The following is a 21,819-nucleotide window of genomic DNA, read 5'->3' on the forward strand; positions in this document are numbered from 1 at the left end:
TACCGGATTCTGTACTTTTGAAATTCATTTTTTATAAAGGAGTTCATTCAATTGCAAGATCACTCAATTCCTTCTAGTCCAGTGTATATAAGATTAACTGAGTTCTTTTTTAAGTGCACTAAACCCAGTGTGTATTATACAATTGTTAAAGTATTAATTAAAAAAATTCATGAATTTCCAGATATTTATATTGAAGAAATTGCCTATGTAGCAAATACAACACCTGCAAGCGTAACTAAATTTTGCAAAAAAATAGGTTATTCTTCTTTTAAGGAAATGAGGACTGATTTAGCTCCCTACTCTTACAAAAATCCGTTTAGTACGATCGATTGGAGTAACTCCCCACAAAATATGATAGAAGCGATGAAAATAGAAGAACAAAATCTAAACGAGAAAATTTATGAATTAATAGACCTAGAACAGTGCAAGAGAATTGCTCAAAAGTTGGCTTCTACAACTGAAATTGCTGTTTTATGTAATACATTTAACTTTGCTTCTGCTAATATTTTACGAGAATTACTTAGTCTTAAGGGTATTACAGTTTTTGAAATTAATCGCAAGGCGGATATTTCTGTTATAAAACAAATGCTGCGCGAAGTAGATCGTTGTTTCATCTTTTCTCTTACCGGTAAATGGTTGACAGAAAATCCCGATGTTCTTATGGAAATACAACAATCCGAAACGCCCACGTTTCTCCTGACATCTCAACCTGAACCATTCCATGCTCACATTTTTGAAGAGATTATTTCTTTGGAAGCATTTAATTTTCTTTTTATTCTAATTATTACTCCCAAAAAGTTATTCATACTATTTTGAAAGTTATTGCCAATTACCTAACGTTGGTTTAGGTTTTCTATTTTTAGAAAACGATAAAGATAGTCAATCACTTGGTTTCCATTTATGATAAAGCTAAAGCTTAAGCTAAATCATGGTGGTAAAAATTATATTTTGCTACAGATTAATTTATCATTTGAAAGGAAGTAAGCAGATGAAAAAGAATCCAAAGACATTTCCTAAAAATTTCTTTTGGGGAGGAGCTGTAGCAGCTAACCAGTTAGAAGGGGCATATTTAGAAGGTGGAAAGGGACTGAGTGTCGCTGATCTCAATCGTTTTCGTGATGATATTAACATTAAGAAAAAGGAAATAAAGAAGTCAGTACAACAGATATTGAAGAAGCACTAAATGATAAAGTCGGTATTTATCCAAAACGGACAGGAATTGATTTTTATCATACGTTTGAACAAGATCTAGCTTTATTAGCTGAAACAGGAATGAACTCTTTCCGAACCTCTATTAGTTGGGCGCGTATTTTCCCTAAAGGGGATGAAATAGAGCCAAATGAAGAAGGATTAGCATTTTATGATCGATTAATCGACGCAATTATTAAAAATGGTATGGAACCTCTTATTACTATTTCTCACTATGAAATGCCAATTCATCTAGCAACGGAGTATAATGGTTGGTACAATCGCAAAATGATTGATTTCTTTACTACATTTGCTGAGACATTGTTTAAACGATATCGTAATAAAGTAAAATATTGGATATTAGTTAATCAAATGAATTTGATTACTCATGAGTCTTTTAATCACTTAGGTATTCCTTCAGATCGAGTAGATAATCTTACGGAGGCGAAGTATCAAGGGGTACACAATGAATTAGTGGCATGTGCAAGGGCGATTAAAATCGCTAAGGAAATTAATCCAGAATTTCAGCTTGGTATGATGTCTTATTATGGAAATGTCTATCCTGCAACATGTGATCCAAAAGATGTCTTAGCCAGTTTAAAATATAACCAAATGGAGTTTTTCTATTCAGATATTTTGGTTCGTGGCAAGTATCCAAATTACGCTTACCGCTTTTTTGAAGAGAAAGGTCTTCATATTGAGTTTGGTGAACAAGATGAAGAAGATTTCAAAAATACAGTTGATTTTGTTTCTTTTTCTTATTACTACACTCAAATTACAGATTCTCAACGTATTCATACGGACAGCCCAACAGCACTGAATCCTTATTTGAAACAAAATGATTGGGGCTGGTCAATTGATCCTATAGGGTTACGTACTGCATTAAACGAATGGTATGACCGCTATCAATTACCAATTATGATTACAGAAAACGGTATGGGCTTTTATGAAGAATTGAATGAAGAAGGAACAATTTACGATGACTATCGAATAAATTTCTTCAAAGAACACATCACACAGGTAAAAGAAGCAATCAGAGATGGAGTTGAAGTGATAGGCTTCTACCCTTGGGGACCCATTGATTTAGTAAGTTGCTCTTCTTCTGAAATGAGTAAACGTTATGGTTTTATTTACGTGGATTTGGATGATTATGGAAGAGGTAGCGGTAAGCGATATAAAAATCTAGTTTTGATTGGTATAAAAAGTAATTGAATCAAACGGTGAAAATTTATAATGTTGTAGTTAATCTAACCCGAATAAGATTTGTGTAATAATACTTTGCACAAATCTTATTCTTTTTTAATGGTCGGGGGAGCCTTTCCTTCGAAGCCATTCCTTCGCTTCCTGCGCGCGGAACGTACCCCAGGGGTTCTCATCCCGAAACTTTGCCTCCAATGCAAAAAGCCGACCTCACGCGGTCGGCTTAATGATGGTGGAGGCGAGGGGGTAATCAATTTCTTTATTGAACTTGCTTCGATGCTTATCCTTCGATGACTACCTTAATGGTTGAAATCGATGCCGTGCTCGTCCGCTGTTGTCTTTCTTCGAAGCTGCTTCTTCGCTTCCTGTGCGCGGAGCGAACCCCAGGGGTTCTCATCCCGAAACTTTGCCTCCAATGCAAAAAGCCGACCTCACGCGGTCGGCTTAATGATGGTGGAGGCGAACTTACACTTTTAAAAACCCTGCATAGCAGCTACAAAAATTAAAACAAAACAGCCCTATAAACACTTAGGGCTGTTTCTTCAGACACGCTACCGCAAATCCATCCTCGAATCCCGAAAGATATACCTTCTCTATGATCGATAAATTTTCGTTCATTCTCTCTTCGAAATATAACAAAATTTCTGCCACCGTTGGATTTACGTAATTAGCCTCATCACAAAAGATTGAGTAAAGTTTATAAAACTCATTTTGTTCATTACAACATTTGTCAATCATCTCACGAATCCGTTGTTGAATAAATGCATCCTTCCATTTTGAACTCATATGTATCAACACTCCCAGTCTTATGATGTAAGTTTAATTTACCACGTAATAAGCCGGGGCGATACGACCGATTGTGTATACAGAATCGGTCGTATATGTTCATATGTTTAGGTGTTATAATATATAGTTATGCATCTTTTTCAGACGCTTCAAATCCCTTTTTGCTTGCCTTGTCAGGTATACATCCATTCCGTTTACCATCTTAGCCCAGTTCCCTGTGATCTTCTTTACACACCTCGGATTAATCAAGAAATTATCGCTTCGAAGATACCCCTCCATGCTCATGGCCTCGCTCAAATGATTCCAAGATGTAATGTTTCTTTTGAAACCATTCATAGTATGGTAGAGAAACTTTCTCCCTTTGGGCTTATATTCAATAAGCACAACCTCATGTATTAAATCTAATTTGCCAACTTGCCCAAAAGCTACAGCATGTATATACATCATTAATCCCCTCTTTACTCGATTAGAGTGTTTATTTTAGTATGCCCATATTCGACTTACTAGAATCAAAATATAACATCCCGTAATGAATCATTTTTATTAATATTTCCCTTATCGCAACAACCATTCTTTCCTGTTTTCGCCATAGCTATACTGGTGTTTGAAAGGGTGAAGTATATGTTTCGGGAAAGATTAAAAACTCTTCGGGGGATAGCCAACAAGAACCAACAGGAAGTAGCCGACGAACTTGGTATCAATCGTTCTACATATGGCGGTTACGAAAGCGGCCAACGTGAACCGGACTTTGAAACGCTAAAGCAAATTGCAGAATATTTTAATGTGACTACCGATTACTTGCTTGGGGTATCTGTTTCGCCTCCATACATATTGACTGCATTGACGAATGATGAGGTCACTTTTATTAAAGGGGCATTAGATGTATACAGAGAAGCAAAAAGTAAAATATAATCAATACAAAAAGCCCCGGGCGTGAGCACCGAGGCTTTCATACGTTGATTATGTATGCTGTATTATGTTATGCTGCAGCAGCTTTATTTTTTGCGAATATTCCCATGAATCCCGCTACAATGAAAAGCACACCAGACAGAATGTAGAACATTGAGATGCTTATAAATCCGGCGATGCCACTTACAAGCATTAACCATCCCGCTACTTTAGGCTTGCTTTTTGAAAGGGCAGCTCCAACAATCCCTAAGATACTAAACAAAAGTGCGGATATCGCCAATCCAGTAACACTGGATGTTCCTGTACTAGAGAGTGCGGCGTCTACCCCTCCAATAAACATAGCAATTAATGATGCGATAATACCAAAAATACCTCCAACTAACCCCATTGCAAACATTTTAAAGCCTCCTTGATTATGTAAACTCACTTAGATTATTCTCCATAATTCGCCATTATCCTGCTTTTGAGATGAAAATTTTAGTTAAATAGCACTAGGTAAACACTAGTATTAACGATGCATTATAGCTACTATAACAAAAACCCCGGATTACTCCGAGGCTTCTTGTTCTTTTCTTATTTTATCAATACCGCAGATAAATTCTAATTCCTTCAAGCTCCTATCATTGGCGTTTGCCGATACCACGTTATAATTTGCATTCTTAGCGAATTGAACGAACTCATTCATTTTCGTCAAATCTCGATATAGTCTATCGAACGATTTCACAATCAGTGTTTTCCCATGGTTCGCTTTGATGTATTCCTTCATTTTACCAAGTTCTGGCCGTACATCATTCGCGCTTAACCCGTGATCTTTAAAAACTAATTCCGGCTTGTATCCATGCTCATCAGCATACTGTTTACAAAGTTCTAGTTGGGCGTTAATATCTTGTTCAGTCGTTGCTGTACGGCAATACACTACAGCTTTCTTATCACTCATTCGGATCAGCCTCACTTATTTTTGAATTGTTTCAATTATCTCTTCTACCTTTTGCTTTAATTCAGGCCGACTATCCATATATTCAAGAAACGCCTCTTCTAAAAGATCTTTTTGATCTCTACCCGTCACAAAGGCGGCTGTTCTTAGTCGTGTTATAAAGTCTTCATTAAATCGAAATGCAGCAGGTTTGTTCGCCAACCGGATCACCTCTTTTTATTTTGTAACGCTGTAAATAAGGCAACCAGCGACACAGCTAGTCCAACAACGGAGATGATGAGGGTTAAGGTTTCCATTGGACGGCCTCCTTTACAAAGTAGGTATGCAGAGGGTATGATAAGCGTAAGATGATAGGGAGCAGGAGGGGACTTGCGTCCCCGCCTTGCTTGGTTCTTCGGCCTCTTACGTTCGCGGCGTAAGGGGCTTTTACTTTAGACGGCGCTTATCTCGCGCTACTTGGTAATTGACCCAAGCAGTTGCAAGATTGACAACCGCCGTCAGGAAGAGAATAATTGCAATCCCCATCTCTTACCTTCTCCTTTCCGGAGTGCTTAACACACCCTCTATTTAGTATAATATACCATTATCGTATTGCTGTCAATACGTTTTATGATAAAAAGAAACAGAGCCGCTAGGTTATTCCTTTGGCTCTGTTTTTTCTTCTGATACATGATCCAGTATTTCATCTAACCTGCAATCAAGTGCAATACAAAGCTTGTCTAGCGTTTCGAAATGAACCTGTTTTGCTCGACCATGATACAGTTCCGTAACAGTGTTGCGAGCAAGCCCTGTCATATTAACGACATCTGAGATTTTCAATCGCTTTCGCCCCATAACCTCACTCAATTTGTTTGCGATCATGTGCTCACCTCTTTCCAACATAATAGCAATGGTGAACAAAATAATCAATAAGTTGAACATTTTTGTTGACTAGTTGATTAATATGTTCTATATTATGTATAACAAGTTGAACATTTAAATCATCATGTTGATTATTGAAGTTGAAAGGGTGACGACGATATGAGGTTATTTTCGAGCCGAGAAAGCATCCAAGACTTTGTTGAATTGTTCCAAGAATACAAAAAAGACGGCAATTCATTAGAAATTGATGTCGTATACGTATTGACGCTTGCTTGGATTGAATCAATCTTGCTTTTGTGCAACATTGAAGACAATCAAAAATTTTACCGCATCAAAAACTTGATTGAAGCGTCAAGACTTAGCATTTAAGCAAGGAGGCATTTCATGACTTGGGCTGGGTAAAATCCCAGCCCTTCGGGGCGATGGTCGCGGATATCCGCTGAATAATTTTGTGATGGAAAGAGTGTTGTAGTGTAGTAACATATACTGTAAACAGATCAGTGCGAAGGAGTGTAGGAAATGAAAATTGATGTTTATGAGGAACGTTTTGGAAGCAAGTTGGTTGCTATGTTGGTGGCAGACGATGGATCTAAACGTGAATTGGTAAGATCAGAAATAGGCAATGATGATCTGCTGAATAGAATTGAGGCTATGAATTTATCACATCTGACAGTTACATTTCATTGGGCGGCTGATAAGTGTAAGGTGTGTGACGGTACTAAATCGTATGAGCTGGAACAAGGCGGGATTGTTACTCCTGTATCCTGCACTTATTGTGACGATGATGGTAATTGGTTGGGGATTGGAGACAAAGATGCTTGCAGTAATCAGCGACGGCAAAACAATTAAATTTGAGATAGCAGAGTAACCAAACACGAGCCGCAGGGATGCCCTCCCATACAGCTCGTGTTTTTGTGTAGGCACAGCCTAACACGGTTCCACTGTACATCAATCTATATCATTTTGAAATACTAACCTTACGTTGAACTCTGTCCCAACTAGCAACCCGGTATCCCGCTGCCTCTACTACCTCTCTGACAGGGGCAATGGCTCGTTCATTTACTACCTGTGTCCCAACAATCTTATTCCCGTTTACCGTCGCTATTTTCTTGATGTTGTCCCATACAAGTTTAGCACCTATTGCTTCGGCCATGTCTCGTATCGGCACTGTAACAAGCCCGTTCGCGAAAGTCCCGGAGGCAATTACTTTTCCATTCAATTCTACCGTTGCGGTTTCTCCTCTAGGTTTTGCGGTTGCAGGCTTTTCCACCGCTGCCACACCGCGCAACTGCGCCAACTTATTTACCAAGTTCGTGCCATATGACGACGAGGGCGCCCACTTCGCACCCAATTCTTCCAATGTCTTCGCCGTACCATGCAGATATGCGAAGTGTCTAGGATCTGGTGTATCCTTTTTCGGGTATCCACTTGCGCCAGCGTACAAGGCCAAATGGTCAAGGTGGGCGGTAATCCCTTCTTTCCAATCTTTGAATCGTTTATGAGCTGATGCCTGGTAATCTCCACCTCCAGCGGTGATTTTCAGGCCACACGGGTTGTGATAGCTGGCGTCTATACCAGCTGCACTTTCCCCCTTTTTATAGAGGTACCCAGTTTCGTGTGCAAACTGCACATAGGCAATGGCTGGATCGATTCCGCCCCGAAGTGGCGCAAGCTGCCAGTATAGATCGGCCAGCTCTACAAATTCATCAGGCGCTTTATTCGCTTTTGCCCAAGCCTTAGCCTGCTCGACCGTAGCAGACGCCGCGCCTAAGATGTTCGTCCCTCTGGCTGCTGGCTGCTGCGCTTTTTTCGGCTGCAGCTTTAAGTAACGCGCCACGCCCGCGACGTGGCCGGATATAATCGCCTCAATAACTTCCGGACGCTTGAGCCGCGCCGCATCTGCCGCGACATCGACAAACAGGTTTTCTGTCAAGACTGCCGGCATGCGCGACTCGCGGCACATGTGCAGATCCTTTTTGCGCTGCCCTCGATCCTTAACACCGAACTGCTGTAGCCGGCTCATGATCTCTGAATGAATAGCATCTTGCAGCGCCGCCGTGGCTGCATCCTTTGTGCCGGAATATGTGTATGACTCAAAGCCTCCTGCGCCGCCCCCGGCGTTACAGTGGACACTGATAAGCACATCAGCTCTAGCAGAATTGGCCTTGTCTGTCCGCTCTTTCAAGGACAAGTAAACATCTGAAGAACGAGTAAGAAGGCATTTAACACCTTCATAATCACGCTCCAAGCGCCGCGCCGCTTCTGTGGCAACGCGTAGCGCAACGTCCTTTTCGACGACTCCATTTCCGCTGCCGCCTGGATCTTTACCGCCGTGGCCGCTATCCCATTCTACAACAACCTCAGTCATTCTTAGCACCACCCTTCTTTGCTTGCTTCACTGTTTGATGCCCAAATACAGCAACAGCACCACACAAAATACCCTGAATTACAGATTCAGCACTAAGCCCAAGGATCGATGTAGTAAATACAATTGCAATCGCTGTTACGAAAAAGATAATTGTCCAGTCTGGTACCAACGGCGTATGTTTCAAAGCAAATCCAATCACCCAACATGCAGCAACAACAACGATTAATGCAGGATTAATCAGTTCAAAAATCATGTTCCATTCTATAGGCATAGTTAAGTACCTCCTAAGTTAATTTAATTGCTGCGACGATTACCGCTACCACAATGCCAATAAATGACCCAGTAACGGTACGCCACAACCACTTTTGATTGTCTTCGATTTTGTTCAGGCGGTGATGAGCTGAATCAGCAGAACTTAACGCTTTAATCGCCATATCTCTGCCATTAATAGCGTCATCCAATTTTTCCTCTATACCGTCGATTTTTGTTTCAACCCGTGTTAGTCGCTGCAATGTTTCAAGCTGTGGATCGGGCATGTCTTCACATCCTTTGTAATAAAATAGCCCCCACGCTGCCGTGAGGGCATAAAAATGGCACCACCTATGCGGTAGCGCCTTATTTTTTCGAATATTCGTCTCCAGTGATGTCCTGATATTGCTCTGGCGTAATCTTGCCATACTCGCAAAACTTGCCGATATACAGCGGATCTTTCAAATCCTTTTTGTAAATCCCCATGTCGTAGTAGCGTTTAATCGTTGCGAACCAATCCATCTTAGATCACTCCTTTTTCAGCTAATTGTAATAGCAATGTTGCGTGGTCTTGCGTGAGCTGCTGGCTTGACGAGTCAATGCCTGCCACCTGCAGCAGCAGCGCCGCATTTTCCTTTTTCAGATTTTCGTTTTCTTTTTGGAGATCCTGAACACGGTTTTCGATGGTGTCAGGCTTTTCATAGTCATAAAAGAGCTGCGCCTTTTTAACATCTACCTTTAGAACTGGAACCATTCCAGAAATGTTAATCGGTTGCGGCATCTCTCCCTCAATTTCGATTCCCAGCGCTTCCATTTGTTTGGGCGTAGGATTAAAATATAACGTCTCGACGCTCAATCCTTCGGATGTTTCTTTGTACACTACGTACATGTTATCCCTCCTTTATGCATATTGTAACAAACAGAAACCCCGTGCCCCTACTACATCGCTCTTCCCCCTATGCCGTTGCAACTATGTGCATCTCTTGCCCAGCAATATGAGAGCTTTGGCCAACTGGCATTATGAAACCGTCACCCGTGATAGTCGGGCTTATAGTAGAGCCGTTTACAGGAGGTAGATGATCTGCATGAACCGCTTCTAAAGGGGTGTAGATAGATGTTTCCGTGTAGACAAAACTACTTCTATTCCCGTCATATGCGCTTCTGAATTGCGGCGCGTAGTTGCCACCAGACCAAAAGTCTATCGCGATGAATTTGGCGCGAAAACCCAAGCCAGTAACTATTACATAATATTCTGGTCTGCCGCTATTTTTATCTACCAAGAAATACGTGTAGTCGGACGATGCTAATTGAATGATGATCGCGCTTGTACGAATCTGTCCAATCTTCCACTCTAATGTCCCCCATTCATCGGCTGCGGATGCTGGAACCCCCTTGGCGTTGATTGCACCCGCGATTCTACCTCTCCACTCAACGCCAGATTGAAAAGCCTCATTCGCTTTGTCCATTGCCGCCTTAACAGCACTTTCTGTTGCAGCTACATTCGTCCGAGTGCCGCTCGTTGCTGTGGATAGCTGTACAATTCCAGCAGCCGATACAGACGCACCCGGTAATCGATCGGCTGCCATAGTACCAGTTGTAATATCGCTTGCATCGTGTTTGTGTGATCCTGCAGCCTTACTGTTCCAATCATCCCGTTCGGCTGCTGTAATGTGCTTCGTCATGTCTTGGACGTGCGCGTTAAGGTCTGTTTTTTTAGCAGCTCCGATCGAATCCGGCGTAATCTTGGTCAAGTCGATGTCCGCGACTTTCTGATCGGTGTATACCTTTGCCCTTGCTTCCGCCGCATCTAAATCATCATGTGATGCCCACACAAGGGATTCGTCTATCCCAGCTGTTACATTGGAAGCATTACCAACGATCGTACTAATGTCGATCGGCTCCTCGATGATGTTTGATCCGCCTTTTGCGGGGATGTAATCAGCCGTCTCACCAGCATTCCCGTAGCAGTAAAGGATTTCACCGACATCAGGATCTTGAGCGAAAATACCGATCTCACGGAGGTAAAAGCCATTTGTTACGTTTTGATTTGACAATACAGTTCCAACTACCGCTCGCCCTCCTGGGCGAGTTTGTAGCTTTAAAACGGGTAGCGTCAAAACTGGATTAATCAATCCGGTAAGGTCTGAAATTGGTCGCCCTCCAAGCTGACCGTCTCCAACACGGAAACGAGTATAGCGCAACTCTGCACCTGTCTGCGCTTTGGCTTGAAGTGCCTTCCCCTTGTTGGTGATCATAAATGTAAAAGCACCCAATGCTTACACCACCTGTTCAATAAATAGTCGTTTCCCTGAGTGATATACGAATCCAAAATTAAGATCCATTGTCCCATTCCTGGTCAACTCGATTTTTTCAAGCCAGCTGCGCGTATTCTTGACCGAGTTAATAGCTGCAAGAAGCTCCTGCGCCCTCTCATTTGTCGCAGCTGGATCGGATGTTGATACTTTGAAGTAACCTGGCTTGCCTCCGTACTCATACCATTCCTCTACACGACCACTGCCGAATATAGTTGTAACAAGTTCGTTCACCGCCGATGGCGTGCCTTTTCGCTTATGCCAGGCTAAGCTATTTTTAACGAGCTCCCGCTTTTGTTCGATGGGAAGTTCCGGATCGTAGAAGTCAACATGAAACTGGTATGCGAGCTCGTCCACCCATTGCTCATTTAGTTGGTCTATATGGTGGAGTATCGCTACGGATGGCATGAGCTGCGTTACTTGCTGCAACTCTGCGTCGATTGCTTCGGCTGCTGCACGCACATTTTCATCCTCCTGTAGATTCGGAGGAACCAAGTCTATAAGCCGGATCTGCCCGATATTAATCATCCTCAATCCCTCCATACGTCACTTTTGGCGCGGTGGCAATGGCGACCTGAGTTTTTTCAATGACTGTATATGCTGGCGAGGTGACGGCTACACGTCTAGCTCCGGCATTCATGGCTAAACGGATAAGTTCCGATGGATTAATATCGCGACCTATGCGCGCTTTTTGCCATTGAATGTATGTCGTGACGGCCTGTTGTACTCGGTTCTGAATACTCGCAGCGTCCGTAGCGTTGAGGCTGTCGATCCAGTACGTCATGTCGATGTCATAGCTGACAGCATCCGGCGCAAGCACCGTCACCTTGTCCGTCAACGGCCTGATCCGGTCGCTGTTACAAGTGGCGTGCACTGCCTGAAGGATGTCCGATGACGGCAGCTCACCGTCCCGCATAAGCACGCGGATTTCTACCTCTGCTGGAGCAGGCGACCATACCAAGACATCCATGATGTCCTTGTTTGCTGATCTCGCCCAATATTGATACGCTCCAGTAGGACCGGCAACTGAGAAACGTTCTGGCGATGTGTATATGCGCTCACGATAGTGGTCGTCATCTTCTCGATCTGTGCCGCCTGCGCTGGTAGTTAAGTTCTTCACTTGATCGATCCAAGGTAGCGGATCAACGAGTGTTGATATCTGACCTGGGATAAAACCATTGCCACCCTGTCCAGGAGTCAGGCAGCGGCATGAAAGATCGATGTGCAGAGCCCCCGGTTTTATTTCACCAACATTGCTCGTTGCAAAAAATATTTCACTACCTGGGCTCACACGCGTACCTGCAGGAATCAATACCGCCTCTGCCAGCGGAACGGACAAATGAAAGCGAACGGTTGTCAGTGCCGGAGAAGCTGCAAGGCGCTCCGTCTCGACCATCGCGCCAAGGTGATCCAGGTAATCGCCCTGAGCGTAGCGAAGAAGGTTTTGCTTGGCGGTCTGATTTATCACCACTCGCTGTTGCACAATGATCTGAGCGATGCTCAAAAGAAAGAGGCGCACCGGATCCGCAGGGTACAGCTTGCGGTTAGTGATCGCCTCATACGTAGTTATCATGTTTTGCACGGTTTTGTTGACGTCAGAATCAACAAACTGTATATCAGGAAGGTCATTCAGTGCCAACGTCTTTCCCCTCCTCTACTATGTTGTAATCCACCAGTGGAAATGCTTTTCCGTTCTCTCCAGTCTTTACAATTACCTTTGTGACCTCTACTCGTGGCTCACATTCCTGAATAGCTTCGGTCACTCGGATCGCAAGCTGCGATTCCAAGAATGGCACAGGCACATCCTGCGGAGTATCAAGTCCAAAATTGCGGAACAAAGGAACAGTACCCAGAACGGTATCGATTATGCATTTTACATTCTGCTCTATTTCTTCAGCTCGTGTGGCTGGATGAAAGTTCGCCTTCATTTCAAGTACTCCTTTAATCGCACATCGATGTCAGCCGTGAGTAAATTACCTTTGGCGTCGATCTTCTCCCATACTTGCTCATGGCTTTCGATTACCCAGCGATACCGTCCAATGGGTAGCCCGCCAATAACTAGCGCATGCGGCTTTGCTTCACGCTGCAACGTAGACAATCGGCTGACTTCCCAACGAACATTGAGTCCAAAAAGATAATCAAATCTCATGGTGAATCCGATATCGTCGAGCCCTGGACCAATGTGCTGCAGTACAGGGCTTTTTCCAAGGACATCGATCTCGGCAAAACGGGATGCGCTTGATCGAGTGAAATTGTCGAACGTCCTGATCTTCGAACTGGTCACTAGGAAGTTGATTGGTCCCAAACTGCCGATCATACAACCGCCCTCCCCAACATTACCGCCGTTAGAGTGCTATCCGGCGGAGCTTCGATGTTGATGCCGCTTCCGGTGTATACAGCCTTGTAGTTGGATATCTGCTGCAGTTGGCCGTTAATTGTGCCTTTCATCCCAATGATAAATGTATCCTCCGACTCCCAACCATCCGGATATTGCACACTGGCGGCCGTACCGCTCACCTTGGCGACGTGGACAGCAGCAGGGGCTGCATCTGGCAGCTGCTCACCCTGGATGTAGTAGCAACCACCCAGGCAAAAGCCGTCATTCGTTCCCGTTGAAAGAAACACACAAACGACGCTATCCTTTACCTTCGGCATCATGGTCACGCCTGGCGGCATGATTACAGGGAGCTGAGCGGATACAGCGTCATCCTCATCGAAAAAGGACACGCGTACCGCGCCTATATCCGATGATACCGCCGTAACCGTTCCTGTTTTAATCGTTCTCTGATTCATAATTACCACCTTAATGCCTTTCTGATTTCCAGGCTTGTTGTATAGCCACCGGAATCAATTTGATGCGTGGCCGAATCGATTATATAGATGCCAGAAAACTGGCCGGAATTTACGATCTTGATCGTGGTTGCCGTCATCAACCTCGGATCGCCTACTAGCGTCAATCGTGCGCGGCCTGCCTCTTTGTTCTTGTCACGAAGCGCATTGCGTGCAACCCTAAGTCCTTCCGCTTCAGAATCAACCTGCTGATTCAGTTTTAAGATAGGTCCATTCTGTGGGGCTCCTGGTGCTCGATACGTAGCGGATATGGTTTTCTTTTCTTGGGCGTCGTGTACGCCACCTGACAAGCAACATATCTGGTATTGCTACTTGCCCAGCGGAATGAGTAATCCGCTACCTGGCCACCGTAAAGGTCTATGTCGAGAAGAGGCGGTTTCTTCTCGTATGTCGCTACGTCAAACAACACGAGCATTCCATTTGCCACCTTGATAGCGACGCCTTCCTTCGCAGCCTGTGCATACAAAAATGCGGTATCCGTCTGTTCCGTTTGGTCGATACGGTCGTAAGTCGGGTTAAATCCGACATCATACTTTAACTTTAGGCCGCCACGCTTTGCCACGTCTTCCGCGATGCGCTTCAACGTGACCTTTTCCCATACCTTCGTCCGCTTCGTTTGCTTGATCTCCGCAGCAGCTGGATGCGACGTTGCTCGAATGGTAACGAGAGAGGGCGGTCCCGTAACCTCCAGCTCGTCCAGATAGAACTTGCCTAGCTTGAACTTCTTAACAACGCCTGAGCCGAGTTGATCCGTCGTCTCGATAGCAACCTCAATCGCGTCCCCTTCTTTCGGTGCCCAGGAAGCGATCCACTGGCCGGCGCGATCCTCGATAACAAGAGAAAGATCGTCCAGCTCTCCGCTCGTGCCGTCGGTGTATGTCGCTGAGACGATCTTTCCTGTGAATATCTTCGTAACTTGTTTCCCATTGTATGTTACATGGACGACTGTCTTTCTCATTCAACATCCCTCCAAGGCGGAAGATCGGCGTCCACTTCTGGCTGCGGCTCCGGGATCAGAAGCTCGACGCCAGAACCAAAAACGACGGTCTCAATGTGGCCGGAATTGGCCTGCATCAGTACCGTCATTTGCAACTCGCTGCCCATCTGCTGCAGCGCTATAATATCCCAAGTGTCTCCCTGGGTGGTTACATATTTACGCAAGTCTGACACGTCCTTTCTGGCGAGTAGCTTCCTGCACAGCAGCAAGTATGTTGCTCTTGTATTGCTCCATCTTGCGCTCTAATTCTGCTAGCGTTGAGTCATCAACACTGCCCTGTACGTTTACAACAAAATCACCTATAGAAATATTAGCAGGGCTAGTTTGTGGAGCTGACACACCAGAACCCTGCAGTTTTGCTTTCAGGCCGCCAGAAGCATAATCCCGAACACCTAATGCCTTGCCAACCTTATCATACAAGGACAACGCCTGATTTCGCTTGTTAGCTGCCAATGGAATAAATGCTTCAGGTCCTTTCTCAGCAAATATACCCATGTGGGGACTTGTGGCAATACCACCGTCAGCATATGCCCGAATCCCTCCTGGTGCTGTCGGAACGTTGCGAGAGGATGGAGGTTGAATGTTTGGCGGTACTTGTCCAATTTGCTTAAACAAGGTTGTGATTTCTACCGCCTTCTCACTAGGCAGCCCGTCAAGTTTTTGAGCAAACTCATTGACTTTTTTAATGACTGCTTCTGTCTTAGCCTTCTGTTCCGTTGTGAGCTGATTATATTTTTTAGCCGCCTCTTCAAGCGGCATGTCTAGCCCTTCCTCAATCGTAGTTAATTCCTTGAAATTAGTAAAAGCCGCTGCCGCCGTATCGGAAAGCTCCTTCACGATTTGCTCGGCTTCCTTCATTTTTTCAGTAGCTTCTTCGGTTTTTTATTTACATTTTTGAGGGTATCCTGAAGAGCTTCCGCACTTGTAGAAACACCCGTAGACAACCCAGTCTTTTCATTCAATTCTGCATTTATTTGCTTAAATAGCCTGTCTTCTTCTTCTTTGCTGATTTTCCCAGAATCTCTATCGGCGTTTACTTTTTGCGCTCTATCTCTTAACTCGGTTATTGTTTTAGCGTTGTTTACACTCGTGATCCGTTCCCGCTCCCACTTCTTCTGATCCCCGACTGCTTCCTGATACCGCTCTTTCTGCTCGGGCATTTTTGCCTGTGCCTCATTCACAGCGGCCTGCAAGTCAATCTTGGCAGATTGCTGCTTCAAGGAAAGCCTATCTCGCTCCAATCCAGCTTGCTCTCGCAGTTTACCACTCTTTGCATCCTCGGCTTTCAGGATCTCCGGATTCATATCGATAAGCTGCCGTTCAACCTTTCTCAACTTCTCACGAGCAGCTGCTAACTCACTCGCTGGCGCTTTAGCTTGATCGATTTTAAGCTTCAACCGATCGTATTCAGCCAGGAGCTGTTCCATCCTCTTGAGTTGTCCATCAGCTTGCTTGTAGTTCCCTAAGGCTGTTTCCATCTTCTTTCCAAGCTGAACAAGGTCTTCCCTAGCTCGTCGGCTACGTGTGGAAATAAGGTAAATGCCACCGGCAATAGCTCCGGTTGCCGCCATAGCCCAACCCACTGGACCAGATAGGAGACGAACAGCAACACTGAATCCACCTACAGCACGAGTCAGAGCAATCACGCCGCGCGTTACCTTTGTAATTGGATAGGCCGCTAACGCTATCCCGCCAAGTACCATAGTGGCTTTACCGTGCTTACTTGCGATTTCGGTTCCTAGATCGGCCAACTTCTTGAGCGTCGGACTCAGTACCTTCATACCAGTTATCTGCAGCGTCTCCATAGCACTTCGGAACAACTCGACCGAACCTTTCGCATTGTCCAGGCGTGTTGTGGCCACGTCCAGAGCTGTGACGCGTGATGCCTCAGCGTAGAAGTCCCGGACACCTTGTGCACTCTCTTTATAGAGAATGTTCGCGGCACGAACAGCATCCGTTCCGAACATCGTTTTCAAAGCAACTTGCCGCTGCTGATTCGTTAAGCCTTTGAGTGCTTTGTTCAGCTCGCCAGAAATGATTTCAAGGTTTTGCATATTTCCAGCTGAATCGTAGAACACGGATGACATTGCACCAGCGTTAAAGGCCATCTCTCGGAATGATTTATTGGCCTTGTCGCTTCCTACTTTAGCGCCTGCAACTTTAGCCGAGTATTTCATAAATGAATCAACAATGTCCTTCGTCGCTGTAGATGCAGGCTTTACGCCTTGGGATTGCAAGAACTGCAAGGCCTTGGTTGCGTCGAAGGTCATCAAACCAAGTCGTTCGAACTCGCCTATAGCATCAGCTGTAACTGGCGTAAGGTTCAAGAGCATAGTTTTCAGCGACGTACCAGCATCCGATCCTTTTAAGCCGTTGTTAGCGAAGAGCCCAAGCGCGGCATTCGTGTCGTCAAAGCCTAAACCAACACCGGATGCAACAGCTGAGGCCTGCGAAAGCGCCATTTTGAGCTCCATGACGTTTGTCGCGGAGGCGTTCGCCGTACCTGCGAGCATGTCTGCTGCATGGGATGCTTCCATGGCGTCGCTTCTGAATGCGTTCATGGCCGTGGACATGATCTCTGCAGCGTCAGCCAACTCCAAGTTACCTGCAGCAGCAAGGTTGAGTGCCGCTTCAATGCCACCGCCTTTGATCTTGTCGATCGATAGGCCAGCTTTTACGAGCTCTTCAATGCCTTGGGCAGACTCTAATGCGCTATACTTTGTCTTTGCTCCCATGTCCAGCGCTAGCTGTTCGATCTCGCCCATCTGAGACTTTGCGATACCGCTGACAGCTTGGATACTTGAAATTTGCTGTTCAAAGTCGATTGCCTTTTTGAAACTGGCCATTGCGAAAGCACCAGCTCCAATACCCGCAGCAGTTCTGGTCATTTTGGACTTGAGCTCATCAAGCGTATTGGCTTGCTTCCTCATGCCCTTATCTACTTTTTGCGTCTGGTTGTAGAGCTTTTGCATCTCTGCCCCAGCTCCTCCCATAGAACGCAAAAAGGAGGCCTGCAACTGGCCTCCCAAACGGTACGCTATTTCATATGTTTTCATCGGCTTTCACCGCCTATATCCTCGGATATGCCTACCCACTCCTGGAGCTCATCCAGCGGTAACGATAGCCAGTACGAGATGGGGGAATGAAAGTGAACAGAAAGAACGGCCGCCCGTTCCCGGAGCAGCCGTGTTAAACTAGTTCCCTCTATTCGTCCCCCAAAATAAAAACTTGTACCAGGCGTGTTACTTCCGCCGCATCCTTAAGCCCCAAGGATAGAATTAGCTCTGGTGGACACTTGGCTGCTAGAGCTGCAATGTACGCTTGCATTTCTTTCATTAGCTCCTTCAAATTGGCCATTTCGTTACCAGGAACAGAACGAACATATTGCCGTTCTGCAGTAATTAGATCCTGGCCTGTCAAGGACTCAAAATCGAGAGTCAGTTCTGTAACTTCCTTACCTTCAAACGTGATAGGCTTTTTTAGCTTGTAGACTTGTGCCATCGTCAATTCCTCCCTTACAGTCCTAGCATCCGGCGCCGGTTTTCGCTCCAGTCTCGACCGTTGACTTTGTAGATATTGTTCAACTTATCAACTTCGAAAAGAACCTTGTCGTCTTCTTCCGATTTTATATATAACACCTCTAGCTCGGTCGAAGCGTCCATCGTTGCCAAATTGTCTGCCTGACCCATATCAAAGTTTTTGGTGAAACACTTAACAGTGATTTTTTTACCAACGTCGAAGTAGTTAATTTTTGTCTTATCGAAACGCTGGATGACTGATCTAAAAGTAATAAGATGCGCCACCGGCTCCATGAGGATAACAGCTGCTGGTTCCGGAGCGGTACGCCATTTGAAACTCATTGTCATGGAGCTAAAATATCCCGGCGTGATGCTTTCAAATTCACCGCCGATACCTGCACCTTTAATCTGAGTCGTGATCCCTTGTAAGTTCGGAAGCTGCACAGTAGCTGTTCCTAAATAAAGATCCGAGTCCTTGAAGACGCTGTATTCTATCAATTTTTCGTCAATCTGATTACGCATATCGTTCCCTCCTTAATTAGCCTGCCAAGGCCTTCAAGTAATTAGTATCGAATTGCAGCGTGAACTCGATATCCTCCGCAATTGGTGTTAATCCTACGAAAATCTTAAATCGAATAATTCCATTCAACAGGGCGGATTCCGGATTCTCAGTCGGATCGTATTCGATTCGGCCGCCGAGAATTGCGCCTGCAGATACCAGACCGTTAAATTTAATACCGATTTTGTCGACAATCATCTGTATGAAATTGCGATTTACTTGACGATCGACATCCTCGAACGTGTCCGTAATCACAAAATTGTTGATCCAATACATAGTTCGCTTTGAAGCGAGCATGTTGTCTTTCATGTCCTTATTTGCAGGGAATGCACTGGTTCTATTGCCCCACAATACGAACCCGTTAACAAACCTCATTGCTGTAGCGATACCTTGCTCATTCAACTTGTTAGCCTGATCAATTCCTAGCAGCACAGTTTTTCCATCTGCAAGCACGCAGCCGTCTGCAACCATTTGACGGTTTGATGGAGATGCTGTTGGGATACCCCCATTGGCGGTGTCCATCTGCCCGATGATGCCCGCGACATGCGTACTCATGTGGTACTGGAGGCCGTTGCGCACCACTTTCGGCCAGCACACGTATGTGCCCGGATCGTTTGCCTTTTTCCCTTCGATGGCAGCTGTAATCGTTTTGGCCGCATTCGTATCGATGTCAATCAGTGTTATTGCCTTGAAAATGCCGTTGATGTTCTGTGCCTTTGATGCCATTGCATCGGCAACTATCGGATCCGTACTAAATTTCGGCGCAAGAACCAACTTAGGGACATCGCCCAAAAGTGGCATCATGATATCTAGGAGTTCCAGGCCTGTCCGAGTGTCATCCGTAGCTACCCCTATAATGTCTGTACTCTTGACCTTGCTGACATCTGGCATATCGCAAGTGAGTGTCAATCCAGTTACAGGTAACTTTACACTGGATCCGGATGGAATTGTGATAACCAGGTAACCGTCTTCGTTCAGTGATGCCTCGTAATCTTTGCCCTTTGCTAGATCGGCTTGGTCTTTGAGAGAAACGGATTCAAGGATTGGATACAGAATAGCCGTCTCCGTTTCCGGCTTAGATAGGTCAATTGTGGCTGTGTTGCTCTTCTTGGCCTTTGTCATGTCCATCACATTCACGAAAATAGCGTCGCGTTGCTTGTACAGTGTAAAATGCGATTCCATAGCCTCATGAAGTGTATAGCTATCGAAGTCAATCGAGTAACCAAAAATGGTCTTTGCCTCAGCTCTTGACGATAAGCGAACCGGTTCATTCACCGGTCCTTTTGGCGCAGTGCCAAAAAAACAGGCAACGACGTTGATACTGTCGTGCCTGTTACTGGTGTATCCTTCTCGCGAACTCGCGAGCCGTGAAAAAAATCAGCCATATGCTTTTATCGCTCCTTTTTCGTCGATTATATTGGGTAGATCCCATTGTGTGATAGCTGTGCCAAGGAAATACGGATACGGCTGTTCCTCCGGAATTGTCCATTCATATTCTGGACGTATCCGGAACCGTCCACCAATGACTGGCTGACGGAGCAGTTCAGTCTCTACATACTCCATTAGATTAATTAGAGCGTACGCTCCGGGGCTCGTGTTCTTGGTACCATTCGGTTCTTCTTCGGCACGGCCAAATACGCCACAAGTGAGTTCTATGGACACGTACCGTTCATCTTTATTACGCTTACCGTGATATGGCCGCACCTCGATAAACGGATAATCCGATTCCCGTCGTTTTTGATCAGGCAGGGGAACGTACCATTCAAACACATTAACTGGCTTGTATTCGCCATCCAGCTCACCTGCTTTTGCGCCTTGGGCTGTATGGTATGTCGCCAACACTTCCCGAAGGTGGTCAGCCAGGTTACGTACTAGCAGTGAAACAGTCAATTAAATCCGGCCTCCTTCATAGCTCGATCCATCTCATGAGTAAGACGTTCTTCAAGCTTCTTTGTCATTTCATTCTGTAGCTTGTCCCGGATCTTTGCTGAGTTGAGCATGATCGGTACACCAGGACCGTACAGCTGCTCGATTGGCAACCTGCTCTTTCCTGTACGGCGATATACGCCCAGGCTGCTGTTTCGCATATTTTGAACAAAAGCCCCGCTTATTGGCTTTTTGTTGCCCCTCTTAACGGCGGCCTTCAAGACTTTTGGTCGTCGCTTAACAGGCCTCGTCGGTGTTGTTTTGAACTTGATGAGCCGTATATTTTGACCTTTCGATTTGAACACGAGCTCATCATTTGTCTGAGTCAATTTCAAGTTACCGTACTTTTTCACGTCGCCAGCTCGGATAAGGTATTCCTTGCGGACTTCCTGTACGGCCACTGTCTGGAGCCGCTGACCGGTTCGTTTGAAAGCCCGGTTAACGGCTTTTGGTGCTTTCTGGGCAAGCTTTTTCACGGCTACTGCTGCCTCTTTAAAGGACTTAGCATCAGATGTAATCATGACCGTTTCGCTCCAATCTTACGGTAACAAGCCCTTTTTCCTCTCCAGCCCCGATGACTATATATTCCTTCTCGTTCACAATCATGGGCTGCCCCTTAACCGGCACAAAGCCAAGATCAGACAGTCGTACATACATCGTCATCATGACGTTGTATACGCCTCGTGGGTCGATGTCGTACCCCCTAGAGATAAGACGCTTGCGCTCGTCGATGGAGTTGTGCGTGATAGTCACACACAACTCCTTGCCGTCGACGATAGCCTTTTCGCCCATCTCGGCTGGATTAACAAAGATGAGCAAGTCATCATTTAAGAAATCATTGAAACTCTTCATTTTTTCTTCTTACCAGTAGCTGGCTCTTCTGGCTCTGGTGCCTCCTGAGCTTCTAGTTCTGGCTCCTCTTCTACCGGTGTTGGTGTCTCGGATGCTTCTGGTTCCTGATGCTCTAGCTCCTCAGCAACAGACTGTTCAACTTCCAGCTGCTCGTCCACTTCTATTTCCTCGGCATGGCCACCTTCGATAAGCAACTTGATGAACTCTTCATCATGAATGTACTCTCGAACGTTATCGCCTCGGGAAAGCAGGTGACCAGCATAGCCAATCGGTGTTTTCGCAATCAGTTTTTTAGTCATGTGGATCCTCC

32 protein-coding genes and 1 pseudogene are annotated in these 21,819 nt (G+C 45.3%); 5 read left to right on the forward strand and 28 right to left on the reverse strand.

Annotated features, from left to right (window positions below):
- The first annotated feature begins 51 nt into the window (after window positions 1–51).
- Together PAV_RS04110 and PAV_RS04115 are read left to right on the forward strand one after the other, a co-directional pair.
- Window positions 52–816: a MurR/RpiR family transcriptional regulator gene (locus PAV_RS04110; RefSeq protein WP_005543756.1), complete on the forward strand. Its 765-nt coding sequence runs from the start codon at window positions 52–54 to the stop codon at window positions 814–816.
- A 172-nt stretch (window positions 817–988) separates the two neighbouring features.
- Window positions 989–2,422 (forward strand): annotated as a pseudogene (locus tag PAV_RS04115) (glycoside hydrolase family 1 protein).
- Between the two features lie 494 nt (window positions 2,423–2,916).
- Here PAV_RS04115 and PAV_RS04120 read toward each other — a convergent pair.
- Window positions 2,917–3,174, reverse strand: a complete 258-nt coding sequence (locus PAV_RS04120) for a hypothetical protein (RefSeq protein ID WP_005543761.1) — start codon at window positions 3,172–3,174, stop codon at window positions 2,917–2,919.
- A gap of 621 nt (window positions 3,175–3,795) precedes the next feature.
- Between PAV_RS04120 and PAV_RS04130 the strand changes: the two genes are divergently transcribed.
- Complete coding sequence (locus tag PAV_RS04130) at window positions 3,796–4,086, forward strand: helix-turn-helix domain-containing protein (protein ID WP_005543764.1); 291 nt, start codon at window positions 3,796–3,798, stop codon at window positions 4,084–4,086.
- Window positions 4,087–4,153: 67 nt separating this feature from the next.
- Here the strand turns inward: PAV_RS04130 and PAV_RS04135 are convergent, their stop codons facing one another.
- From PAV_RS04135 to PAV_RS04150, 4 genes are all read right to left on the reverse strand, one after another.
- Window positions 4,154–4,480 (reverse strand): DUF4064 domain-containing protein, encoded by a 327-nt coding sequence (locus PAV_RS04135; RefSeq protein ID WP_005543765.1) that lies wholly within the window; start codon window positions 4,478–4,480, stop codon window positions 4,154–4,156.
- A 150-nt stretch (window positions 4,481–4,630) separates the two neighbouring features.
- The gene (locus tag PAV_RS04140; protein ID WP_005543766.1) at window positions 4,631–5,020 is read right to left on the reverse strand and encodes a recombinase family protein; all 390 of its coding nucleotides are present in this window, start codon (window positions 5,018–5,020) and stop codon (window positions 4,631–4,633) included.
- Window positions 5,021–5,035: 15 nt separating this feature from the next.
- On the reverse strand, window positions 5,036–5,218 hold the full coding sequence (locus tag PAV_RS04145) for a hypothetical protein (protein ID WP_005543767.1): 183 nt from the start codon (window positions 5,216–5,218) through the stop codon (window positions 5,036–5,038).
- A gap of 435 nt (window positions 5,219–5,653) precedes the next feature.
- A complete protein-coding gene (locus PAV_RS04150; RefSeq protein ID WP_005543769.1) occupies window positions 5,654–5,878 on the reverse strand; it encodes a helix-turn-helix domain-containing protein in 225 nt (74 codons plus the stop codon).
- A 159-nt stretch (window positions 5,879–6,037) separates the two neighbouring features.
- Here PAV_RS04150 and PAV_RS04155 point away from each other — a divergent pair, with 159 nt between their 5' ends.
- Together PAV_RS04155 and PAV_RS04160 are read left to right on the forward strand one after the other, a co-directional pair.
- Entirely contained in the window at window positions 6,038–6,247 is a 210-nt protein-coding gene (locus tag PAV_RS04155) for a hypothetical protein (RefSeq protein WP_005543770.1), read from the forward strand.
- 150 nt (window positions 6,248–6,397) lie between these two features.
- Complete coding sequence (locus PAV_RS04160) at window positions 6,398–6,727, forward strand: hypothetical protein (RefSeq protein ID WP_005543772.1); 330 nt, start codon at window positions 6,398–6,400, stop codon at window positions 6,725–6,727.
- A gap of 109 nt (window positions 6,728–6,836) precedes the next feature.
- Here the strand turns inward: PAV_RS04160 and PAV_RS04165 are convergent, their stop codons facing one another.
- The 23 genes from PAV_RS04165 to PAV_RS04270 all read right to left on the reverse strand — a co-directional run bounded on the left by PAV_RS04165 (window position 6,837) and on the right by PAV_RS04270 (window position 21,808).
- On the reverse strand, window positions 6,837–8,246 hold the full coding sequence (locus PAV_RS04165; RefSeq protein ID WP_005543774.1) for an N-acetylmuramoyl-L-alanine amidase: 1,410 nt from the start codon (window positions 8,244–8,246) through the stop codon (window positions 6,837–6,839).
- Window positions 8,239–8,517, reverse strand: a complete 279-nt coding sequence (locus tag PAV_RS04170) for a phage holin family protein (RefSeq protein WP_005543776.1) — start codon at window positions 8,515–8,517, stop codon at window positions 8,239–8,241. The genes PAV_RS04165 and PAV_RS04170 overlap by 8 nt, the downstream gene beginning before the upstream one ends.
- 13 nt (window positions 8,518–8,530) lie before the next feature.
- Window positions 8,531–8,782, reverse strand: a complete 252-nt coding sequence (locus tag PAV_RS04175; RefSeq protein ID WP_005543778.1) for a hemolysin XhlA family protein — start codon at window positions 8,780–8,782, stop codon at window positions 8,531–8,533.
- 79 nt (window positions 8,783–8,861) lie between these two features.
- Entirely contained in the window at window positions 8,862–9,017 is a 156-nt protein-coding gene (locus tag PAV_RS33155) for an XkdX family protein (protein WP_005543780.1), read from the reverse strand.
- Between the two features lies 1 nt (window position 9,018).
- The gene (locus PAV_RS04180) at window positions 9,019–9,384 is read right to left on the reverse strand and encodes a hypothetical protein (RefSeq protein WP_005543781.1); all 366 of its coding nucleotides are present in this window, start codon (window positions 9,382–9,384) and stop codon (window positions 9,019–9,021) included.
- Between the two features lie 67 nt (window positions 9,385–9,451).
- A complete protein-coding gene (locus PAV_RS32125) occupies window positions 9,452–10,768 on the reverse strand; it encodes a tail fiber protein (RefSeq protein ID WP_005543784.1) in 1,317 nt (438 codons plus the stop codon).
- A 3-nt stretch (window positions 10,769–10,771) separates the two neighbouring features.
- A complete protein-coding gene (locus tag PAV_RS04195; RefSeq protein WP_005543786.1) occupies window positions 10,772–11,335 on the reverse strand; it encodes a phage tail protein I in 564 nt (187 codons plus the stop codon).
- Entirely contained in the window at window positions 11,328–12,380 is a 1,053-nt protein-coding gene (locus PAV_RS04200) for a baseplate assembly protein (protein ID WP_157266567.1), read from the reverse strand. Before PAV_RS04200 ends, PAV_RS04195 begins: the two co-directional genes overlap by 8 nt.
- Window positions 12,381–12,432: 52 nt before the next feature.
- The gene (locus PAV_RS04205) at window positions 12,433–12,735 is read right to left on the reverse strand and encodes a GPW/gp25 family protein (RefSeq protein ID WP_005543790.1); all 303 of its coding nucleotides are present in this window, start codon (window positions 12,733–12,735) and stop codon (window positions 12,433–12,435) included.
- A complete protein-coding gene (locus PAV_RS04210) occupies window positions 12,732–13,124 on the reverse strand; it encodes a phage tail protein (protein WP_005543792.1) in 393 nt (130 codons plus the stop codon). The genes PAV_RS04205 and PAV_RS04210 overlap by 4 nt, the downstream gene beginning before the upstream one ends.
- On the reverse strand, window positions 13,121–13,600 hold the full coding sequence (locus PAV_RS32130; protein ID WP_005543794.1) for a hypothetical protein: 480 nt from the start codon (window positions 13,598–13,600) through the stop codon (window positions 13,121–13,123). The genes PAV_RS04210 and PAV_RS32130 overlap by 4 nt, the downstream gene beginning before the upstream one ends.
- A gap of 2 nt (window positions 13,601–13,602) precedes the next feature.
- Window positions 13,603–13,947 (reverse strand): XkdQ/YqbQ family protein, encoded by a 345-nt coding sequence (locus tag PAV_RS37490; protein ID WP_420798651.1) that lies wholly within the window; start codon window positions 13,945–13,947, stop codon window positions 13,603–13,605.
- On the reverse strand, window positions 13,857–14,615 hold the full coding sequence (locus PAV_RS04220; RefSeq protein ID WP_005543796.1) for a phage late control D family protein: 759 nt from the start codon (window positions 14,613–14,615) through the stop codon (window positions 13,857–13,859). Before PAV_RS04220 ends, PAV_RS37490 begins: the two co-directional genes overlap by 91 nt.
- Window positions 14,612–14,827: a tail protein X gene (locus PAV_RS04225; RefSeq protein WP_202950498.1), complete on the reverse strand. Its 216-nt coding sequence runs from the start codon at window positions 14,825–14,827 to the stop codon at window positions 14,612–14,614. The genes PAV_RS04220 and PAV_RS04225 overlap by 4 nt, the downstream gene beginning before the upstream one ends.
- Window positions 14,811–15,512: a lysozyme family protein gene (locus PAV_RS04230; protein WP_005543800.1), complete on the reverse strand. Its 702-nt coding sequence runs from the start codon at window positions 15,510–15,512 to the stop codon at window positions 14,811–14,813. The genes PAV_RS04225 and PAV_RS04230 overlap by 17 nt, the downstream gene beginning before the upstream one ends.
- The gene (locus PAV_RS04235; RefSeq protein WP_005543801.1) at window positions 15,509–17,710 is read right to left on the reverse strand and encodes a phage tail tape measure protein; all 2,202 of its coding nucleotides are present in this window, start codon (window positions 17,708–17,710) and stop codon (window positions 15,509–15,511) included. Before PAV_RS04235 ends, PAV_RS04230 begins: the two co-directional genes overlap by 4 nt.
- Window positions 17,711–17,858: 148 nt before the next feature.
- Window positions 17,859–18,155 (reverse strand): phage tail assembly protein, encoded by a 297-nt coding sequence (locus PAV_RS04240; protein ID WP_005543803.1) that lies wholly within the window; start codon window positions 18,153–18,155, stop codon window positions 17,859–17,861.
- Between the two features lie 14 nt (window positions 18,156–18,169).
- Window positions 18,170–18,694 (reverse strand): phage major tail tube protein, encoded by a 525-nt coding sequence (locus PAV_RS04245; protein ID WP_005543805.1) that lies wholly within the window; start codon window positions 18,692–18,694, stop codon window positions 18,170–18,172.
- A 16-nt stretch (window positions 18,695–18,710) separates the two neighbouring features.
- On the reverse strand, window positions 18,711–20,006 hold the full coding sequence (locus PAV_RS04250; protein WP_005543807.1) for a phage tail sheath family protein: 1,296 nt from the start codon (window positions 20,004–20,006) through the stop codon (window positions 18,711–18,713).
- Window positions 20,007–20,108: 102 nt separating this feature from the next.
- Entirely contained in the window at window positions 20,109–20,621 is a 513-nt protein-coding gene (locus tag PAV_RS32135) for a hypothetical protein (protein ID WP_005543811.1), read from the reverse strand.
- Window positions 20,618–21,178, reverse strand: a complete 561-nt coding sequence (locus tag PAV_RS04260; RefSeq protein WP_005543813.1) for a phage tail protein — start codon at window positions 21,176–21,178, stop codon at window positions 20,618–20,620. Before PAV_RS04260 ends, PAV_RS32135 begins: the two co-directional genes overlap by 4 nt.
- Complete coding sequence (locus PAV_RS04265) at window positions 21,165–21,509, reverse strand: hypothetical protein (RefSeq protein ID WP_005543815.1); 345 nt, start codon at window positions 21,507–21,509, stop codon at window positions 21,165–21,167. The genes PAV_RS04260 and PAV_RS04265 overlap by 14 nt, the downstream gene beginning before the upstream one ends.
- Window positions 21,506–21,808, reverse strand: a complete 303-nt coding sequence (locus PAV_RS04270; RefSeq protein WP_005543817.1) for a hypothetical protein — start codon at window positions 21,806–21,808, stop codon at window positions 21,506–21,508. The genes PAV_RS04265 and PAV_RS04270 overlap by 4 nt, the downstream gene beginning before the upstream one ends.
- Window positions 21,809–21,819 lie beyond the last annotated feature (11 nt).

This window comes from Paenibacillus alvei DSM 29 (genome assembly GCF_000293805.1).
Classification (GTDB): domain Bacteria; phylum Bacillota; class Bacilli; order Paenibacillales; family Paenibacillaceae; genus Paenibacillus_B; species Paenibacillus_B alvei.

Bases quoted from the DNA above. Each gene is read 5' to 3' on its own strand.
- PAV_RS04120 (WP_005543761.1), bottom strand. From the start codon at position 3,174: ATGAGTTCAAAATGGAAGGATGCATTTATTCAACAACGGATTCGTGAG.
- PAV_RS04130 (WP_005543764.1), top strand. From the start codon at position 3,796: ATGTTTCGGGAAAGATTAAAAACTCTTCGGGGGATAGCCAACAAGAAC.
- PAV_RS04135 (WP_005543765.1), bottom strand. From the start codon at position 4,480: ATGTTTGCAATGGGGTTAGTTGGAGGTATTTTTGGTATTATCGCATCA.
- PAV_RS04140 (WP_005543766.1), bottom strand. From the start codon at position 5,020: ATGAGTGATAAGAAAGCTGTAGTGTATTGCCGTACAGCAACGACTGAA.
- PAV_RS04150 (WP_005543769.1), bottom strand. From the start codon at position 5,878: ATGATCGCAAACAAATTGAGTGAGGTTATGGGGCGAAAGCGATTGAAA.
- PAV_RS04155 (WP_005543770.1), top strand. From the start codon at position 6,038: ATGAGGTTATTTTCGAGCCGAGAAAGCATCCAAGACTTTGTTGAATTG.
- PAV_RS04160 (WP_005543772.1), top strand. From the start codon at position 6,398: ATGAAAATTGATGTTTATGAGGAACGTTTTGGAAGCAAGTTGGTTGCT.
- PAV_RS04165 (WP_005543774.1), bottom strand. From the start codon at position 8,246: ATGACTGAGGTTGTTGTAGAATGGGATAGCGGCCACGGCGGTAAAGAT.
- PAV_RS04170 (WP_005543776.1), bottom strand. From the start codon at position 8,517: ATGCCTATAGAATGGAACATGATTTTTGAACTGATTAATCCTGCATTA.
- PAV_RS04175 (WP_005543778.1), bottom strand. From the start codon at position 8,782: ATGCCCGATCCACAGCTTGAAACATTGCAGCGACTAACACGGGTTGAA.
- PAV_RS33155 (WP_005543780.1), bottom strand. From the start codon at position 9,017: ATGGATTGGTTCGCAACGATTAAACGCTACTACGACATGGGGATTTAC.
- PAV_RS04180 (WP_005543781.1), bottom strand. From the start codon at position 9,384: ATGTACGTAGTGTACAAAGAAACATCCGAAGGATTGAGCGTCGAGACG.
- PAV_RS04195 (WP_005543786.1), bottom strand. From the start codon at position 11,335: ATGATTAATATCGGGCAGATCCGGCTTATAGACTTGGTTCCTCCGAAT.
- PAV_RS04200 (WP_157266567.1), bottom strand. From the start codon at position 12,380: ATGATAACTACGTATGAGGCGATCACTAACCGCAAGCTGTACCCTGCG.
- PAV_RS04205 (WP_005543790.1), bottom strand. From the start codon at position 12,735: ATGAAGGCGAACTTTCATCCAGCCACACGAGCTGAAGAAATAGAGCAG.
- PAV_RS04210 (WP_005543792.1), bottom strand. From the start codon at position 13,124: ATGATCGGCAGTTTGGGACCAATCAACTTCCTAGTGACCAGTTCGAAG.
- PAV_RS32130 (WP_005543794.1), bottom strand. From the start codon at position 13,600: ATGAATCAGAGAACGATTAAAACAGGAACGGTTACGGCGGTATCATCG.
- PAV_RS04220 (WP_005543796.1), bottom strand. From the start codon at position 14,615: ATGAGAAAGACAGTCGTCCATGTAACATACAATGGGAAACAAGTTACG.
- PAV_RS04230 (WP_005543800.1), bottom strand. From the start codon at position 15,512: ATGAAGGAAGCCGAGCAAATCGTGAAGGAGCTTTCCGATACGGCGGCA.
- PAV_RS04235 (WP_005543801.1), bottom strand. From the start codon at position 17,710: ATGAAAACATATGAAATAGCGTACCGTTTGGGAGGCCAGTTGCAGGCC.
- PAV_RS04240 (WP_005543803.1), bottom strand. From the start codon at position 18,155: ATGGCACAAGTCTACAAGCTAAAAAAGCCTATCACGTTTGAAGGTAAG.
- PAV_RS04245 (WP_005543805.1), bottom strand. From the start codon at position 18,694: ATGCGTAATCAGATTGACGAAAAATTGATAGAATACAGCGTCTTCAAG.
- PAV_RS04260 (WP_005543813.1), bottom strand. From the start codon at position 21,178: ATGATTACATCTGATGCTAAGTCCTTTAAAGAGGCAGCAGTAGCCGTG.
- PAV_RS04265 (WP_005543815.1), bottom strand. From the start codon at position 21,509: ATGAAGAGTTTCAATGATTTCTTAAATGATGACTTGCTCATCTTTGTT.
- PAV_RS04270 (WP_005543817.1), bottom strand. From the start codon at position 21,808: ATGACTAAAAAACTGATTGCGAAAACACCGATTGGCTATGCTGGTCAC.